At 72.4% G+C, this 17,288-nt stretch carries 17 protein-coding genes; 8 read left to right on the top strand and 9 right to left on the bottom strand.

Annotated elements, in window-relative coordinates; translation table 11 throughout:
• The first annotated feature begins 10 nt into the window (after nt 1-10).
• Nucleotides 11-2,503 (top strand): glycoside hydrolase family 10-like protein, encoded by a 2,493-nt coding sequence (locus tag AC4H2G_RS04860; RefSeq protein WP_494364621.1) that lies wholly within the window; start codon nt 11-13, stop codon nt 2,501-2,503.
• Nucleotides 2,504-2,526: 23 nt separating this feature from the next.
• On the opposite strand, the gene AC4H2G_RS04855 is transcribed toward AC4H2G_RS04860, so the two are convergent.
• Together AC4H2G_RS04855 and AC4H2G_RS04850 are read right to left on the bottom strand one after the other, a co-directional pair.
• Complete coding sequence (locus tag AC4H2G_RS04855) at nt 2,527-3,357, bottom strand: ABC transporter permease (RefSeq protein ID WP_494364620.1); 831 nt, start codon at nt 3,355-3,357, stop codon at nt 2,527-2,529.
• The gene (locus tag AC4H2G_RS04850) at nt 3,354-4,313 is read right to left on the bottom strand and encodes an ATP-binding cassette domain-containing protein (protein WP_494364619.1); all 960 of its coding nucleotides are present in this window, start codon (nt 4,311-4,313) and stop codon (nt 3,354-3,356) included. The genes AC4H2G_RS04855 and AC4H2G_RS04850 overlap by 4 nt, the downstream gene beginning before the upstream one ends.
• Before the next feature lie 163 nt (nt 4,314-4,476).
• Between AC4H2G_RS04850 and AC4H2G_RS04845 the strand changes: the two genes are divergently transcribed.
• The 3 genes from AC4H2G_RS04845 (at nt 4,477) to AC4H2G_RS04835 (ending at nt 6,481) form a co-directional block, all read left to right on the top strand.
• Entirely contained in the window at nt 4,477-5,160 is a 684-nt protein-coding gene (locus tag AC4H2G_RS04845) for a class I SAM-dependent methyltransferase (RefSeq protein ID WP_494364618.1), read from the top strand.
• A 104-nt stretch (nt 5,161-5,264) separates the two neighbouring features.
• On the top strand, nt 5,265-5,906 hold the full coding sequence (locus AC4H2G_RS04840; RefSeq protein ID WP_494364617.1) for a hypothetical protein: 642 nt from the start codon (nt 5,265-5,267) through the stop codon (nt 5,904-5,906).
• A complete protein-coding gene (locus AC4H2G_RS04835; RefSeq protein WP_494364616.1) occupies nt 5,903-6,481 on the top strand; it encodes an RNA polymerase sigma factor in 579 nt (192 codons plus the stop codon). Before AC4H2G_RS04840 ends, AC4H2G_RS04835 begins: the two co-directional genes overlap by 4 nt.
• Before the next feature lie 43 nt (nt 6,482-6,524).
• Here the strand turns inward: AC4H2G_RS04835 and AC4H2G_RS04830 are convergent, their stop codons facing one another.
• A complete protein-coding gene (locus tag AC4H2G_RS04830; RefSeq protein WP_494364615.1) occupies nt 6,525-8,663 on the bottom strand; it encodes an FAD-binding protein in 2,139 nt (712 codons plus the stop codon).
• Between the two features lie 11 nt (nt 8,664-8,674).
• Nucleotides 8,675-9,469, bottom strand: coding sequence for a 3-ketoacyl-ACP reductase (locus AC4H2G_RS04825; protein WP_494364614.1), 795 nt, complete (start codon nt 9,467-9,469; stop codon nt 8,675-8,677).
• A gap of 145 nt (nt 9,470-9,614) precedes the next feature.
• Between AC4H2G_RS04825 and AC4H2G_RS04820 the strand changes: the two genes are divergently transcribed.
• Nucleotides 9,615-10,415: a class I SAM-dependent methyltransferase gene (locus AC4H2G_RS04820; RefSeq protein WP_494364613.1), complete on the top strand. Its 801-nt coding sequence runs from the start codon at nt 9,615-9,617 to the stop codon at nt 10,413-10,415.
• 27 nt (nt 10,416-10,442) lie between these two features.
• On the opposite strand, the gene AC4H2G_RS04815 is transcribed toward AC4H2G_RS04820, so the two are convergent.
• Complete coding sequence (locus AC4H2G_RS04815; RefSeq protein ID WP_494364965.1) at nt 10,443-11,105, bottom strand: NADPH-dependent F420 reductase; 663 nt, start codon at nt 11,103-11,105, stop codon at nt 10,443-10,445.
• A gap of 8 nt (nt 11,106-11,113) precedes the next feature.
• Nucleotides 11,114-11,812, bottom strand: coding sequence for an SDR family NAD(P)-dependent oxidoreductase (locus AC4H2G_RS04810; RefSeq protein WP_494364612.1), 699 nt, complete (start codon nt 11,810-11,812; stop codon nt 11,114-11,116).
• Between the two features lie 134 nt (nt 11,813-11,946).
• Here AC4H2G_RS04810 and AC4H2G_RS04805 point away from each other — a divergent pair, with 134 nt between their 5' ends.
• Nucleotides 11,947-12,795 carry a helix-turn-helix domain-containing protein gene (locus AC4H2G_RS04805; RefSeq protein WP_494364611.1) on the top strand — a complete coding sequence of 283 codons (849 nt, stop codon included), beginning with the start codon at nt 11,947-11,949 and terminating at the stop codon, nt 12,793-12,795.
• A 57-nt stretch (nt 12,796-12,852) separates the two neighbouring features.
• Here the strand turns inward: AC4H2G_RS04805 and AC4H2G_RS04800 are convergent, their stop codons facing one another.
• On the bottom strand, nt 12,853-13,644 hold the full coding sequence (locus tag AC4H2G_RS04800) for an SDR family NAD(P)-dependent oxidoreductase (RefSeq protein ID WP_494364610.1): 792 nt from the start codon (nt 13,642-13,644) through the stop codon (nt 12,853-12,855).
• 194 nt (nt 13,645-13,838) lie between these two features.
• Here AC4H2G_RS04800 and AC4H2G_RS04795 point away from each other — a divergent pair, with 194 nt between their 5' ends.
• On the top strand, nt 13,839-14,336 hold the full coding sequence (locus tag AC4H2G_RS04795; RefSeq protein WP_494364609.1) for a MarR family winged helix-turn-helix transcriptional regulator: 498 nt from the start codon (nt 13,839-13,841) through the stop codon (nt 14,334-14,336).
• 82 nt (nt 14,337-14,418) lie between these two features.
• Here AC4H2G_RS04795 and AC4H2G_RS04790 read toward each other — a convergent pair whose 3' ends face one another.
• Both AC4H2G_RS04790 and AC4H2G_RS04785 read right to left on the bottom strand, forming a co-directional pair.
• On the bottom strand, nt 14,419-14,778 hold the full coding sequence (locus tag AC4H2G_RS04790) for an MmcQ/YjbR family DNA-binding protein (RefSeq protein ID WP_494364608.1): 360 nt from the start codon (nt 14,776-14,778) through the stop codon (nt 14,419-14,421).
• Entirely contained in the window at nt 14,775-15,161 is a 387-nt protein-coding gene (locus AC4H2G_RS04785; RefSeq protein WP_494364607.1) for an MmcQ/YjbR family DNA-binding protein, read from the bottom strand. Before AC4H2G_RS04785 ends, AC4H2G_RS04790 begins: the two co-directional genes overlap by 4 nt.
• 387 nt (nt 15,162-15,548) lie before the next feature.
• Between AC4H2G_RS04785 and AC4H2G_RS04780 the strand changes: the two genes are divergently transcribed.
• Nucleotides 15,549-17,234 (top strand): discoidin domain-containing protein, encoded by a 1,686-nt coding sequence (locus tag AC4H2G_RS04780; RefSeq protein ID WP_494364606.1) that lies wholly within the window; start codon nt 15,549-15,551, stop codon nt 17,232-17,234.
• Nucleotides 17,235-17,288 lie beyond the last annotated feature (54 nt).

The raw sequence follows: 17,288 nt of genomic DNA, 5'->3' as shown, positions 1-17,288 counted from the left end.
AGGATCGACGATGATCGGATTCCGACGACGCACCACGACCCGAGCGCTCGCCGCGCTCGCCGCGGGCGGGCTCCTGCTCACCGGTGCGGCCGCGGTGGCCCCTGCCGGCGCACTCGAGAGCTCGGTCGAGCGCGCCCCCCGGAGCGCCGTCGACGCGGACGGGCTTCCTGAGGTCGGCGACGTGGTCGTCGCCGCGGGCGGCGAGGAGCTGGCCGTGACGGCGGTGAACCCGCCGAGCCGCACTTCCGGCACCGTCGCCGTGTACACGCCCGCGTTCGGGACGACGACGCGGACGAATGCGTTCGGCGGCGAGGCGGTCCTCGTCGCGGCCGACGAGCCGGGCGCCTACGAGGTGGTGAGCGTCTGCACCGCGCTCGCCGCGTGCGCCGACCCGGCGTGGAGGCCCGGCGACAACGCCGTCCCCGCGGACGGTGTCGTGCTCTCCGCCTCGCCGGGCGGATCGCCCGACGTCCGCGCGTTCCTTCGCGACCACCTGGCCGCGGGCGACGTCGTCCGGTTCCGCGAGGTCGTCGAGCGCACCGCGACGACGACGCTCGACGCGGTCGACCCCGCACCGGCGACCAACCCGCCGGGCGTCGACCCGGGCAGCGGCGAGTGCTATCCCGGCTGCCGCGGGGCCGAGCAGCTCGTGCAGTACACCGCCGCGTCCGGCCGGCCCACGACCGGGACGAACGACTTCGGGTACGAGGTGACCGTCGTCGGCGGCGTCGTCGTGGAGGGGGGCGGCAACGACCGCGCGATCCCCGCCGACGGCTACGTGCTCTCGGGGCACGGCTCGCGCGGCACGTGGCTCCAGGCCAACGCGCCGGTCGGGGCGAACGTCCAGGTCGACGGGACGACCGTCGTGGCGACCGTGGACGAGCGGACCGCCGTCTACGCAGCGGAGCAGGGCATCGCGGACGCCCGCGCCGCCGTCACCGCGGCCGACGCCGCGTGCCTGGCCTTCCCGCAGGACGCTGCCGAGTCAGCCCTCGCCGACGCGCAGGGCGCGCTCGACGACGCCCGCGCCGCCGCCGCAGCAGGTGACGCCGCCGCCGCGACCGCGCTCGCGCAGGACGCCGCCGCCGCCGCGTCCCTCGCCCGGTACCGCACGGCCGAGTCGCGACCCGCCGAGGGCCGCGGCGTCTGGGTCCGACCCGAGGAGACGACGCCCGACGCGATCCGCGCCACGCTCGACCGCATCGACGCGTCGGGCTTCAACGTCGTCTTCCTCGAGACGTTCTTCCAGGGCACGACGATCTACCCGTCGCAGGTCGCCGCGTCCGCGGGCGTCGCCGCCCAGCGTCCCGAGATGGTCGGCTTCGACCCCCTCGCCGTCTGGATCGACGAGGCACGCGCGCGCGGCATCGAGGTCCATCCCTGGATCCACACGTTCTTCGTCGGGTCCGACGGCGCCACGGGCGGCCCCGGACCGATCCTCCAGGCGCACCCCGACTGGGCGGCGGTCGAGCGCGAGGACGTCGGCGCGGGTCGGCCCATGCCGTCGTCGCAGGAGCCGGGCTACTACTTCGTCGACCCCGCGCACCCGGAGGCGCGGACGTACGTCGCCGCGATCCTCGAGGAGCTCCTGACCGGCTACGAGGTCGACGGGCTGCACCTCGACTACATCCGCTACCCCGTCTCCCAGCCCTGGGAGACCGCGGGCTACTCCTACAGCGACCTCTCCCGCGCGGCGTTCGAGGCCGAGGCGGGCGTCGACCCGTACACGCTCACGCCCACGGACCCCGCGTGGGAGACGTGGACCGCGTGGCGCGAGCGGAACGTCACCTCGTTCGTGGCCGAGGTCCGCGCGATGCAGCAGGAGGTCGCGCCCGACGTCCCGCTGTCCGCCGCGGTGTTCCCGGACCCGAGCGACGGTCTCGCGAAGAAGTTCCAGAACTGGGGCGACTGGGTCGACAAGGACTACGTCGACGTGCTGACGGGCATGTCCTTCGGCACCTCGGCGACGTCCGTGGCCGCCGACACCGTCGCCATGCGTGACCGCGTCGGGGAGGAGAACCTCCTGTACACGGCGACGTACGGGCCGTTCCGCGGTTCCACGCCGCAGACGATGCTGGACCAGGTCGCGGCGGTCGCCGACGCCGGGTCGGACGGCGAGGCGCTCTTCGCGTACAACCAGCTCTCCGACGCGCAGGCGGCAGCCCTCTCCGAGGGTGCGTTCCGCGAGCCGGCCGTCGTGCCGCACGCCGATCGTGCGGCAGCGGTCGCGGTCGGGCTGGACGACCTGCGCGACGACGTCAGCGCCGCCCGCGGAGAGTGCGTGGGAACCGGTGCGGCCACCGTCGTGGACGTCCAGCTGCGCCTGGCCGGTCGTGCTCTCGACGGCGGTCGACCGGACCTCGCTCTCCGAGCCGTCAGCCGCGTGCAGGCTGCGGTCGGTCGGGGCGTGCTCGACGGCGAAGGGCCCGCCCTGTTCGCCGATCGCGCGCTCCGCGACCTCGCGATGTACGAGCGCTGGCTCGAGCAGGTGCAGGGCGCGTAGCCACGGGTCGCGGCCGTCGTCGTTCAGCTCCTCGCCGTCCTCCCCCGGAGCGCGCGGAACGCCAGGAAGAAGCTGATCGTCCCGACGACGACGATGGCCGCGACCCCCTGCCACAGAGCGGTGACGTCCCAGCCCTCCATGATGAGCGAGCGCAGTGCCGCGAGCAGGTAGGTGACGGGGTTGAACTCCGCGATCGTGGCGAGCCAGCCGGTGAGCGCCTCGAGGGGCAGGAACGTGGTGGTGAGGAAGGCGAAGGGGAAGAACAGCAGAAAGCTGGAGTTCACGGCGGCAGGGTTCCCGGTCCGCAGCGCGATGGCGTACGGGAAACCGGTGAAGGCGAGCCCCCACAGACCTGCGAGGAGGAGGAACAGGAGGACTCCGGCGATGCCGGTCGCGAACTGCACGCCGAGCACGAAGCCGAGGATCAGCACCGGGACGGACAGCGCGACGACGAGCGCGAGGTCCGCGACCATGAGCCCGAGCAACAGGGCGGTGCGATGCATCGGGGTGAGCAGGAGCCGGTCGAAGTACCCGTCGGTGATGTCCGTGACGAGGGCGCTGGCCCGCGATACCCCGGTGACGGCGAAGATGATGGCCACCGGGATCTGGAACGCCTCGAAGTCTTCGATCCCGGTCGCGGTGGCGACGTCGGAGAGCGCGCCGACGTTGACCACGAAGAAGAAGAGCGGGATGACCAGCGCGGGGACGATCGCCTCCGGCTCGCGCGGGATCTGGCGCAGTGCGCGGATCGCCACGGACGTGAGGTCGCGCCAGAACCCCGCGGGGCGGCCGGTGATGGGCATCGATGCACCGGGCAGCGCCCCGCCGCGCGACGCCGCCGACCCGGCGCTCATGCTGCCGCCCCCTCGTCGTCGAGGATCCGTTGTCCGGTGACCCGGAAGAACACGTCGTCGAGGGTCGGGCGGCGCAGCGCCAGCTCGCGCACCTCGACGCCAGCGCGGTCGAGCGCGAGGGCGATGGGGCTGATCGCCTGCGCGCCGTCGGCCACGGACACCATGAGGCGCTGGCCGTCCGCCTCGACCCCCTCCACCCCGGCCACCGTCCCGAGAGCCGAGCGTGCGTCGTCGACCTGAGCCCCGACGTCGATCACGACCACGTCGGTGCCGATCGTGCGCTTGAGCTCTGCGGGGGTTCCTTCCGCGACGATCGTCCCGCGGTTGATGATCCCGACCCTCGTGGCGAGCGCGTCGGCCTCCTCGAGGTACTGGGTCGTGAGGAAGACGGTCATGGACAGCTCGCGGTTGAGCCTGCGCACCTCGGCCCACACGGCGGCGCGGCTCACCGGGTCCAGGCCGGTCGTCGGCTCGTCGAGGAAGAGCACCTGGGGGTTGTGCACGAGAGCGAGGGCGAGGTCGAGGCGGCGCTTCATCCCGCCCGAGTACGTGGCGACCCGGTCCTCGAGGGCGTCACCGATGTCGATGAGCTCGCGCAGCGCCGCGACGCGGTGGTCCGTCTCGCGGGCGTCGAGCCCGTAGAAGCGCCCCTGGAGCCGGAGCATCTCGACCCCCGTCTGCTTGTCGTCGAGGGCGGCCTCCTGCAGGGCGACCCCGATCCTGAGGCGGACGGCGGTCGCGTCGTGGACGACGTCATGTCCCGCGACCGTCGCCGTGCCCGACGTCGGGGAGAGCAGGGTGCACAGCACGCGCGTGAGCGTGGACTTGCCGGCGCCGTTCGGTCCGAGGAACCCGTACATCTCCCCGGCGGGGATCGTGAGGTCTACGCCCGCCACGGCGAGGTTGGCGCCGAAGCGCCTCTCGATGCCGTGCGTGACGATGGCGGCTTCGGTCACGGACTCACTCCCTCTCGAGCTGCCGGCTGCCGTCGGCTGCTGGCGGGGGGACGACGTGGACATGCTCAGTGTGCTGAGGAATGCGCCGGGACGCACGAGGACTGGTGCTCACCGACGAGACGGTGCCTTGTGGCCCGACCGGCCGCCTGACTACGGTCGAGCCATGGCGCAGCCCCGTTCCTGGCAGTCCGCGGCCGATCGTCTCGGCAACGCCGACCCGTCCGACCCGACCGGCTGGTTCGAGCGGCTCTGGGCGTCGGCGCGGGAGGGCGCGGTCACGACGCCGTGGGACCACGACGACCCGCACCCGGCGCTCGCCTCGTGGGCCGGACCGACCGGCCCGGGTCACGCGACGGGGACGGGTCGCGCGACCGGGACGGCCGTCGTCGTCGGGTGCGGGCTCGGTGCCGACGCCGAGCACCTGGCTCGGCTCGGGTACGAGACGACGGCCTTCGACATCTCCCCCACCGCGGTCGCCGCGGCCCGCGAACGGAACGCCGGATCTCCGGTGACCTACGCCGTCGGGGACCTGCTCGACCTGCCGGACGAGTGGACCGGCGCCTTCGACCTGGTCGTCGAGATCTACACCGTCCAGGCGGTGAACCGCAGCGTTCGCGAGGAGCTGACGGCCGGCGTCCGCTCCCTGGTGGCGCCGGGGGGCACCCTGCTGGCGGTCCAGGCCGTCGCCCGCGAGCGCGACGACGACGGCCCGCCCTGGCCCCTGACCCGCGCGGAGATCGAGGCGTTCGGCCAGGACGGGATCTCGGTCGTGTCGATCGAGGAGCTCGCCGTCCCGGGCTCCCCCGGCCGGCCCGGGCTCTGGCGGGCGGAGTTCCGCCGGGCCTGAGCCCGACGTCGCGCAGCACGGTCCGGTGAGGTCGCGGCCCGTGTGGACGCCAGGTGACCACCCGGACACGTATCGGGTGAGAACACCCGTCGAAGGAGGACACCATGAACGACCTCAACACGCTCCTGCGCTCGGCCGACCCGGGCGCCACGAGCGCACCAGTTCGTGACGCCGCCGAGCGGCTCGCCGCCAGCGCCCCGCTGCTCGCCGCCACCGCGCCCGACGACCGGGCGGCCGGGCGGCGCGTCACTCGTCCGGTCCTCGTCACGGCCGTGGGCGGTGCGCTCGTCCTCACGGGCGGCCTGGCGGTCGCCGCGCCCGCTCTGCTCGACCTCTTCGGTCCCGGCTCGCCCGTGGTCGAGACCGTCGAGCTCGAGGTGCCCGGGGACGGGGCCGAGGCGTCGTGCTCCGTGTTCCTCAACGTCGTCCCTGCCGACGGCGCGGTGCACGCCGACTCGTCCGGCGGCCAGACGAGCGGAGGCTCGGCGGAGACCTTCGACCAGGCGGAGTTCGACGCCGTCGAAGGGTTCCTCCGTACGCACGACTGGAGCGACGTCATGGCCGAGGTGGCGCCCTTCGGGAACACCACCGTCACCTCGGACGGGAGCGAGGCCGGCACGGTCGAGGGGAGCTTCACGAGCGTCAAGGAGCCCGTCGAGGAGGTCCTGGCCGCGCACGGACTGAACGCCACAGGATCGGCGATCCTCGTCGAGACCTCCGAGTGCGGCGCGGGGACGCTCCCGTGAGGCACCAGGCGGGCGCGGTGGGTGCGGGCCACGACCAGGCCGCCGAGGAGGCCCTGCGGATCAACGCCGCCGATCTGCTCGCCTACCTCGTGCGCCGGCTCGACCCCCAGGACGCGCCCGACGTGCTGGGTACCGTGTTCGCCACCGCCTGGCGACGGCGGGCGGACCTGCCCGCCGAGCCCGAGAGGGCACGGATGTGGCTCTTCGGCATCGCGCGGCGGTCGACCGCCAACCACCGGAGGTCCCGCGCGCGGGCCGACGCGCTCACGTCACGGCTGTCCGAGGCGCTGCGCCTCGCCCCCGCCCCTGTGGTCGGGGACGACGCCGGCCCCGCCGTCCGTGCCGCCGTCGCCGAGCTGCCCCCGCGCCAGCGGGAGCTGGTGCGGCTCGTCCACTGGGACGGGTTCACCCTCGCTCAGGCCGCCGAGATCGCGGGCATCCGCGCGTCGACGGCGCGCACCCACTACGGCAGGGCGCGGAGCACGCTCGAGACCGCGCTGGGCGGCCTGCGGCCCGGCGCGCGGACGGAGCATCCCGCCACGGAGCACCCCGTCGAGGTGAGCGCCCCGAGGTGAGCGCCCCGAGGTGAGCGCCCCGAGGTGACGTCGGACGGCACTCCTAGTGCACGTTGCCGTGCTCCCGGAACTCGCGCCAGACGTTCTCGAAGAAGTCGTCGTCGGCCGGGAGCGGACGCCGCGGGCGCCACCGGAAGACCGGGACGCCCGCGGCGTCGGCGGCGTCGCGCGGGATCACCGGGATCCACGGGGTCGACGGGGACGCGTCCTCGGCGGTCGGGACGGTCCCGCCGGGCGCGACCCACGCGGTCTCCTGGACCTCCTCGTCGAGCGCACCGCCGTCGAGCCGGAAACGGTAGAGGTCGGGCAGGTCGAGCTCGCGCTGCGCGTCGTCGCCGTACCCGACGAGGGGCAGGTCGCCCTGGGAGTCCGTGTACAGGACCGACCCGCGCGAGCGCCCGCCGTGGGCGACGTAGTCGGCCATGGCCGAGAGGTAGACGTACGCGCTCGTGAGGATGTCGCGGACGAGGAACGTCCGGTTCACCGCGCGGCGCGACCCGGCGTCGGCGCTGACGAGGTCCTCGTAGCCGGTGAGCCACGCGTGCACCTGGTCGAGCGCCTCGTGGATCGACGCCTCCGACCGCACGGGTCCGGCCTTCTCGCTCATGAGCCGCTGCACGTCGCGCAGCAGGTCGCCCGTGTTGTCCGGCACGCCCGCGGCCACGCGGCCCGTCGCGCGGGCCGTGAGGTCCAGCGCGGCGGCGAGCACCGGTGCCGCCACGTCGGTGAACGCGGCCTCGTCGGACGGCTTCTCGTCGCGGCGCGCCGCGATGAACTGCGCGGCGCGCGTCGCGCCGACCTGACCGCTGTTGAGCGCCGCACCGCCCGGCCGGTACACGCCGTGCGCGCCGCCGGCCTCACCGACGGGGAAGAACCCGGCGACGTTCGACTGCCACCACGCGTCGACCACGAGGCCGCCGTTGTTGTGCTGCGCGCACACGTCGACCTCGAGCATCTCCTGCTCGAGGTCCACGTACGGGTTCTTGTCGAGGTAGAACTGGTACGCGGGCTCGTTCATGCGGCGCAGCCGCTCGATCGGCGTGCCGAACAGCACGCCTGCCTTCTCGAGGTACTGGTACGCCTCGGGGGCGAGCGCGGTCGGGTCGAAGTCCTCGCGCACGGGGTTGCGCCGGAAGTCGAGGAACACGCGCCGCCCCCGCAGCACCGTCTCGCGGTACACCAGCAGGTCGATGAGGCTCGACCCGTCGCGGGCCTTGCGGATGTCGAACGGCCACTGGTAGCCCTTGAGGAACACGAGCGTCAGGAGGCGCCCGTAGTCCTCGATCGCCTCGGTGAGGAACTCGCGCTCGTCGCCGCCGTCGGCGTCGGTCGAGACGAACCGCGGCACGACCTGCATGTACGTCCCCGACACGTTCCACCGGGGCTTGGTCGACGCGAGCCCGAACTGCCACTCGGTGAGGTTCTTGCCGTGCACGCCCGCGCGGTAGGCCGCGCCCGACGCGCCCCACTGCCCGTTGGGGAACACGCGCGTCGCGTACATGCCCGCGGGACCGCCCGTGGCGTAGACGAGGTTGGTGCAGCGGAAGAGCAGCCAGGGGCTCGCGGCGCCGTCGTGCGGCACGTCGGTCCGCAGCACGAGCAGGCCCGCGACCCGGCGCGCACCGGGGCCACCGTGCGGGTCGGGTGCCGTGACGACGTCGACGACGCGGCACTCGTCGAACACGCGGGTGCCGTCGGCCTGCACCTTCCGCTCGAGCTTCTCGACCATCGTCCGGCTCGTGTACGGGCCGACCGAGGTCGCGCGACGCCGGGGGTCGTGGTCCGTCTTGTACCCGATGAACTCGCCGAACCGGTTCTGCGGGAACGGCACGCCCAGGTCGACGAGGTGGAGGAACCCGCGCGCCGAGAGGGCGGCCTCCGCGAGCGCGTTGTCGCCGTCCATCGCGCCGCCCGAGAACAGCGTCTGCGCCATCTCGCGCACCGAGTCGTCGTCGCCGCCCGAGAGCGTGAGCTTGTAGTACGTCTGCTTGTCGGACCCGGCGTTGCGCGATGCTCCCGCGTGGATCTTGTCCGCGACCATGACGACGTCGTCGTGGCCGAACTGGACGAGGCGGTCGGCCGCGCAGTACCCGGCCGACCCGGTACCGACGACGACGGTCGTGGCGGTCACGACCGGGACGTCGTGACCGGCGATGCGGACGATCTCGGGATCGTGGCTCATGGGTGCTCCCCTCACAGGACCGGGATGTGCATGCCGCCGTCGACGTGGAACACCTCGCCGGTCGAGTACGGGGTCTGACCGGACGCGAGGATCGAGACGGCGCCCGCGACGTCGGCGGGGCGCCCCCAGCGGTTGATCGGCGCGAGGCCCTGCTCGATGAGGTCGTCGTACTTCGCGGTGACGCCCGCCGTCATGTCGGTCGCGATCACCCCGGGCCGGACCTCGTACACCACGACCCCCTCGGGGCCGAGGCGCGCCGCCCACAGCTGCGTGGCCATGCCGACGCCCGCCTTGGAGATGCAGTAGTCGCCGCGGTTGGTCGAGACCGTGGTCGCCGAGATCGACGAGACGTTGACGACCGTCGCGACCGGGCCGGACGGCGGCTCCGGCAGCTCGTCGAGCGGCCCGCGCAGCTCGATCACGCGGCGCGCGAACTCCTGCGTGAGGAAGTACGGCCCGCGCAGGTTGATGCCGAGCACCCGGTCGAACGACTCGGCCGTCGCGTCGAGCAGGTCGGCCCGCACGCTCGGCGCGACGCCCGCGTTGTTGACCAGCACGTCGAGCCGGCCCCACGTGTCGACGGCGTCCGCGACGTAGCGGCGGTGGTCCTCCAGGTCGGCGACCGACCCTCGCACGTACCGCACGCGCGCGTCGTCCCCCGCGAGCTCGCGCAGCTCCGCGATCACGTCCGTGGGCTCCTCGCGCGTCGCCAGGATCGACACGGCGAAGCCGTCCGCGAGCAGGCGTCGGCTGATACCGAGCCCGATCCCACGGTTCCCACCAGTGACCAGTGCGACAGTCGGCATCGTCGCCTCTCCTCCTCGAGCGTGCGGTCCGCACCCCTACAGCGTGCACGACCTGCGTGCCGCCGGTGCGACGGGGCCGATCCTGCCATGTCCCCGCCGCGTTCGGCAAGCGCTTTCCGCCTGCGCGCCGCGGAAGGATAGGAGGGTGCGACCCTACGACGAGCTCATCAGCGAGGCCCTGGACGCGGACGTCACCGGCTGGGAGTTCGGCTGGCTCGACGGCCGCGCCACGGAGGAACGACCTCCGTGGCGCTTCGTGCATCTCCTGTCCCGTCGCCTCGCCGCGGTGGACTCGGCGCTCGACCTCGACACCGGGGGCGGCGAGGTCCTGGCCGAGTCGCTGACGCACGCCGACGAACGCGGCGACCCCACTCCCACGACGCTGGTCGCGTCGGAGTCCTGGGGGCCGAACGCCGCCCTGGCCCGCGACCGTCTCGCTCCCTGGGGCGCCCGCGTCGTCGTGCCCGACGGCGGCGCGCTCCCGGTAGACGACGCCTCCTTCGACCTCGTCACGGCTCGCCATCCCGTCGCCCCGGCGTGGTCGGAGATCCACCGCGTGCTGCGCCCCGGCGGGGCGTACGTCGCGCAGCACGTGGGGCCGGCCTCCGCGTTCGAGCTCATCGAGCTCTTCCTCGGCCCGCAGCCCGAGGCCCGCGCGGGCCGCGACCCGCACGTCGAGGCCGAGCAGGCTCGCGCAGCCGGGCTCGACGTCGTCGACCTGCGCACGGCGACGTGCCGCATGGAGCTCTACGACGTCGGCGCCGTCGTGTGGCTCCTGCGCAAGTGCGTGTGGTGGGTGCCGGACTTCTCGGTCGACCGCTACGGCGACGTCCTCGAGGAGCTCGACGCCCGGTTGCGCGCCGGCGCGCGCCACGACGGGACGACGACCACCCCGTTCGTCGCGCACTCGACGCGCCACCTCGTCGAGGCCCGCCGGAACGCCTGACGAGTCCTCCGCGTCCTCCATGCCCGATCAGCCGCTGAACGGGTAGGGGATGCGCCGTGCCTTCTCCAGGTTGGCCCGCAGCTGGTCGCGCGTCTGGTGGGCGTGCGCGAACCAGGCCGGTTGACCCGGACCTGTGCGCCAGGACTCGCTCAACGGGCTGTTGTCGACGGTGTCGAACCCGAGCTCGTCGTAGAGCCGCGTGACGAGCGCGACCGCTTCAGGGTGGTCGCTGGAGACCGACAGCGCGTGGCGACCCGGGGTCCCGGCCGGTCTGGCGGACAGGAAGAGGCGTGGCGCCTGGATGTGGCTGAAGGCCTTGGCCACCTGCGACGTCGGCAGCTGCTCCTGGCGCAGCTCGTGCACCGTCTTCTCGCCCGAGTCGACGGCCGGGTAGCGACCGTCGCGCCACGGCATGTAGTTGTTCGTGTCGAGCACGATCTTCCCGACGAGCTGGGCGACCGGGAGCGTGGTGGCGGGCGTGTACGGCGCGGCGACGATGACGAAATCACCGCCCGCAGCGGCCTCCGCCGCGGTCCCGGCGCGCGCCGCCGGGCCGAGCTCACCGACGAGGTCCCTCAAGGTCTCCGGTCCGCGGGAGTTGGCGATCACGACGTGGTAGCCGAGCGAGATCGTCGCCCGGGCGAGCTGGCTGCCCAGCTCGCCCGCGCCGATGATGCCGATGGTCGTCATGGTCGTGGTCACCAGGCCAGCTGGCCGTACCGGTCGATGACCCGGCCCGTCCCGGCAGAGGCGTCCTCGGTGGCCAGGGTGACGATCGCGTCGGTCCCCTCGGTCACCGTCTGGTGACCGAGGTGGCCGTTGAGGTCGGTCGCGGTGTAGCCCGGGTCGGCACCGTTGAAGCGGACGTCGACGACGGCCTTGGCGTACTGGGTGGTGAGCATCGTGAGAGCCGCCTTGGAGGCCGTGTAGAGGGGCGCGACCACCTGTGACTCGACCCGGTCCGGATCGAGGGTGAGTGCGACGGACCCGAGACCGCTCGTGACGTTGATGACCGCCGGCGCGTCGCCGGCCCGCAGCAAGGGCAGGAAGGCTGTCGTGACACGGACGACGCCGATCACGTTCGTGCTGAAGACCGACGTCGCGTGCTCGCCGCTCAGCGCGTCGGGGGACGCCGGCTCACCAGCAGTGCCGGCGTTGTTGATCAGGAGGTCGACGCGACCCTCGCGCGCCCCGACGTCGGCCGCGGCGGCAGCGACGGAGGCGTCGTCGGTCACGTCGATCTGCACGAAGCGGGCACCGAGCTCGGCGGCGGCCCTCTCGCCGCGCTCGGGGTCCCGCGCGCCGATCAGCACGGTGTGACCGAGAGCGGTGAGCCGGCGGGCGGTCTCGAACCCGAGGCCCTTGTTGGCTCCGGTGATGAAGGTGGTCTTGGACATGCCTCCGAGCCTGCGCCGCTCGGGAAGGATCGACCAGGGATCCTGGTTCCCTGGGAAGGCGAGTACCACCGTGCCGCGACGATCCGGCCGCGGTCCGGCCGCCGTCGGACACCGTCGAACGGGAGGATGGGCGAGTGCACGACGTCGAGAATCGACTCGGGACCACGCTCCGCGCGTGGCGCGACCGCCTCCCTCCCGAGACCGCCGGGCTCCCCCGACGCGCGGTCCGCCGATCGCCCGGGCTCCGTCGTGAGGAGCTCGCCGAGGTCGCCGGGGTCTCGGTCGACTACGTGGTGCGCCTGGAACAAGGACGGGCGAGCGCGCCGTCGGACCAGGTCGTCGCCGCGCTGGCTCGCGCGTTGCGGCTCGATCCCGACGAACGGGGCCACCTGTACCGCCTCGCAGGGCTGCACCCGCCCTCCGCAGGTCGGATGGTCGACCGGTTGCCGCCCGGGATGGCCCGCCTCCTCGCCCGGATGACCGACGTGCCGGTCGCGGTGTTCGCCGCGGACTGGACCCTGGTGTGGTGGAACGGGCCCTGGGTGGGCCTGTTCGGCGACCCGACCACCATCGACCCCGACGTGCGGAACCTCGTCCGGCTGCGCTTCCCGGTGGCCGAGGACCGCGGTCGGCTGACGAGCTGGCCGGTGATCCCGGAAGACGCCGAGGCTGCCGACCGGGCGCTGGTCGCCGACCTGCGCCGGGCGACCGCCCGCTACCCCGACGACCCGCGACTCGCCGCGCTGGTGACCCGCACGCTCGCCGGCAACGCCCGGTTCACCGCCTTCTGGGCGGAGGCCGACGTCGGCCGGCACGCCGAGGCCCGGAAGCTGATCCGTCACCCCCGGGTCGGCGACATCACGGTCGACAGCGACGTCCTCGCGGACGGGGACACGGACCTCAAGGTCGTCGCCTACACCGCCGTCCCGGGCAGCGAGGACGAGGCGAGATTGAGAGCGGTCGCCGACGACGTGGCGGCGTGACACGGCGGGCGCCGTCGGTCGTCACGCGCCCTGGGGCGGCCTGTCGAGCGCGAGTGCTCAGAGGGCAGCCGTGAGAGCTCCCCCGTCGACACGCAGGGCGGCGCCGTTGGTAGCGGACGAGACCGGGCTGGCCAGGTAGGTGGCGAGGCGAGCGATCTCGACGGGCTCGATGAAGCGTTGCAGCAGCGACGTCTGGTTCGCTGCTGCGATCGCACTCTTCATGCTGTCCACGGGCAGCCCTTGGGCCCGCGCGACGCCCTCGACGGCCCGGGCGACGCCGTAGGAGTACGTCGGTCCGCCGAGGATGGAGTTGACCGTGACGTTCGTCCCCCGGGTGAGCTTGGCCAGCCCGTTTCCCAGAGCGATCATCCCGGCCTTGGTCACGCCGTAGTGCGCCATGTCGGCGGGGACGTTCACGCCGGACTCGCTGCTCACGAAGATGATCCGACCCCCACCGCGGGACAGCATGCCTGGGAGCGCGTGCCGGGACAGACGGACGCCACTCATGACGTTGACGTCGAAGTACCGCTGCCAGTCGTCGTCGGAGATCTCCTCGAAGGCGCTGACCCCGAAGACGCCCACGTTGTTCACCAGGACGTCCACCTCGCCGAGCGACCCGAGCAGACGCCGGACCTCCTCGGGGTCAGCGAAGTCAGCCGCGATCCCCGAGACGGCTGCGCCCGGGACGGCGGCCTCCAGCTTCTCCACCGCCGCCGCGACCCCGTCCTCGCTGCGTCCGTTGACGACGACGGTCGCACCTTCCGCGAGCAACGCCTCGGCGATCGCGTAGCCGATCCCCTGCGTCGAGCCGCTGACGAAGGCCCTCTTGCCTGCCAGGTCCAGATCCATCGTTCCTGCCTCTCCACTCCCCTGCAGCGTGTCGTGCGCCGGGTGTCGCGCCTCGGGCCTCGGGCATCGTCTCGGGCATCGACTCGGGCACGGGCTCGATCGCTTGCTCAAACAAGTGAACGGTAGCCCTTACGACTTTCCTGAGCAAGTGGGGTCGGAGCGCTCGCGCTGGCCGCTCGCGTACGCTGACCGCCATGCGCGACTCCGACGCCTCCGCCGTCGTTCCCACCGAGCTCACGGGCGAGGACCTCGAGACCTGGGCCGGCGTCGCGACGGTCCTCGAGTGGTTGCCGTCCGCTCTCGACGCACAGCTCCAGCGCGACGCGCAGCTGTCGCACTTCGAGTACGGGGTCCTGTACGCCCTCGCCAAGGCGCCGGATCGCACGCTGCGGATGAGCGTCCTGGCCGGGTACGCGAACAGCACCCTGTCCCGGCTGTCGCGCGCGGCGACCCGGCTGGAGTCCCATAGATGGTTGAGGCGCACGCCCGACCCCAGGGACGGTCGCTACACCCTGGCGATCCTCACCGACCTCGGACGAGCGAAGGTCGAGGACGCCACCCCCGGCCACGTGCAGACCGTCCACCGGCTCGTCCTCGACCGCCTCACCGAGCGGCAGACGCGCCAGCTGCGGGAGATCACGCAGCGCATCATGCGCGCCATCCGGGAGGACGAGGGTTGGCGACCTTCGTGAGGTCCGGGAGCTGCGGCGACCACGCGCTCGTCGAACGTGGTCCTGCCCCTGCCCCCTCGTGACGGACGGCCCGCTCAGGCGCTCACGACCCCTGCTTCTCCCGACGTCCAGCGGCGAGCTCGTAGGACCCGTGCACGAGGTCCTCGACGAGCCGCTTCGTGACCCCGCGGCCGGCTCCGACGGAGATCCAGTGCTGCTTGTCGAGGTAGTGCCCGGGCGTGATCGACCCGTGGTCGCGGCGCAGCGCGTCGCCGTGGTCGGGGTCGACCTTCACGGTGATGATCTGCAGCTCCGGGTCGTCCTCGGTGACGATGAGGAACACCTTGTCCCGCACCTTCCACACGTCCAGGTGCGGCGTGAACGGGCGCCCGTGACTGACGTGCGCGAGCGACGCCGCAGTGTCGCGGGCCGTCTGCTGCAGCTGCTCCGCGGAGAACGTCACTGCTCGCTCCTTCCGAACGTCGCCGGATCGACGGGGCGCTTGGCTCGAGGCACGTTCTCGACGACGAGCAGGTACGACTCGGTCACGAGGTCTTCGACGAGCTGCCTCTCCAGGCTCCCACCCGGGTGCAGGGTGATCCAGTGCTGCTTGTTCATGTGGTAGCCGGGAGTGATGTCCTCGTGCTGCTCTCGAAGCGCTCTGCCGTCCTCCGGCGCGGCCTTGACGATCACGATCGGTTCCCCGGTGATCTCGGTCAGCAGCATGAACACCTTCTCCCGCACCTTGAACACCTCCCAGTCCGGGCCGAACGGATGCTCGAGCCCGGCGCCAGGAAGTTCTTCCACGCGGTCCTTGGCGTACTGCTGCAACGTGTCGCCGTGCATGTGTCCTCCACGATCGAAAGGAGCAAGGTGACGTACCCATGAGGGTACGAACGTGGCCCACCACGCACCTTGGAACGAGGCGACGACGTCCGTCAGGAGTGTGGATCTCGATCCAGTCCGGCCCGGTGTCGACCGCCACCCCACCGCGCGGAGGTCGCTGCTCCGGCTCCTCGGCCGACCGCTGGGTCAGTCGGCCCGTTGCCCGGTCTGCGCGCTGGCCTGTGTCACGGGCGGCCGACAGCCGGACCCCGCGACCGCCGTCTCTTGCCATCACAGGGACTTGCCTTGACACGACAATGATCGACGCATACCTTCTTTTGCACATCTGTCGTCATAAGTCGCATGACCTTCATCCCAAATCGACAACGCTGTCAATTGAGGAGTCCCATGCAGAACTCGCAGCACTCGACCCGCCCTCGGCGCCTCAGCGCGGTACTCACCGGCGGCGCGCTCCTTGCGGGCACGCTCGCCGCGACCCCGGCCCTGGCGGCCCCGGCGACCGTCGCCGACCCACCACCGACCACCACGGGGGCCCCGACGTGCGGCGAGGACATGGGGATCCCCGACTCCAAGATCTCCATCCAGCTGTACACGCACGTCGGTGAGCTCGGGTCCTCCGGCACACCGTCCCCGGAGACGCTCGACCGCGTGCTGGGCGAGGTCGCCGGTGCCGGGTTCACCAACGTCGAGCCGTACAACCAGCCCTACTCGATGCCGGCCGCGGAGTACAAGGCGATCCTCGACAAGCACGGCCTCGAGGTGTCGTCGAGCCACGGCAGCACGAGCTGGGACACGTGGCCCGAGACCGTCGCCTACGCCGTCGCGCTGGGCCAGGACTACATCGGGACCGGCGGGATGGCAGGTGGCTACGGCACCTATGACGAAGCGCTCGCGACCGCGGCGTACGCCAACCAGCTCGGCGAGTACTCGACCGCCAACGGCGCGGGCAAGTTGATGCTGCACAACCACCAGAGCGAGCTCACCACGCGGTACCCCCACCCGGAGACGGGTGAGATGGTCAGCGCCTGGCAGGTCATCGAGGAGAACACCGACCCGCGCTACGTGACGTTCGAGCTCGACGTCGGCTGGGCCGCCGACGCCGGCATCGACGTCCCGGCGTGGATCGAGGAGTACGGGGACCGCATCGAGCACCTCCACATCAAGGACGCCGTGAACGTCGACGCCGAGGGCGACATGCGGCAGGTCGCGCTCGGCAACGGCGACATCGACCTTCCGGCGATCATCGCCGCGGCCGAGCCGTACGTCGAGTACTACACCTACGAGTGGGACTGGGCGCCGACCTTCGAGACCTCTGCGGAGTCCTACCAGTACCTGCGCTGCTACCTGTCCGACGACGACGGTGGCGGCGGCGGCGACGACGAGGAGTCGCTGGCACTCGGCCGACCGGTGACGGCCTCCAGCATCGACGAGCCCGGGCACGAGGCCGAGATGGCGGTGGACGGCAACGCCGGCACCCGGTGGGGCAGCGCGTGGAGCCAGCCCGAGTGGATCGCGGTCGACCTCGGCGCGAGCTACGACCTGGACCGCGTCGTGATCGACTGGGAGACCGCCTTCGCGTCGGGGTACGAGATCCAGACCTCGCCTGACGGCGAGACCTGGACCACGGTGCACACCGTCACCGACGGTGACGGCTTCTTCGACGAGCTGGACGTCTCGGGCACGGGCCGGCACGTGCGCCTCTACGCCACGGAGCGCGCGACGCAGTGGGGGTTCTCCGTCTACGAGCTCAAGATCTACGGCACGCCGAGCGGCGGACAGCCGGAGCTCGACCTCGACGTCGAGGTCCAGCCGCGGTGCATCGCCGGCCAGGCCTACCTCGCCGTCCGCGCGACCAACGGCGAGGACTCACCGGTCGACGTGACCCTCGCGACGCCGTTCGGCACCCGCGAGTTCGCGGACGTCAGCCCCGGCACGAACGCGTACCAGGCGTTCCCCGTGCGCTCGGCCTCGGTCGCGGGCGGCTCGGTGACCGTCACGGGTACCGGGGCGGTCGACGGCGAGGACGTCACCTCGACGTTCGACCTCGACCACGACGAGCTCGCCTGCTCCTGACCAGCCCCTGGATCGCTCGATCCTCTCGAAGGCCCTGAACGTCGGGGTCGTGCG

The organism is Cellulosimicrobium sp. BMG9.23 (assembly GCF_059159985.1).
The sequence above is the reverse complement of the archived record's forward strand: the minus strand, read 5'-3'. Positions and strand labels throughout refer to the sequence as shown.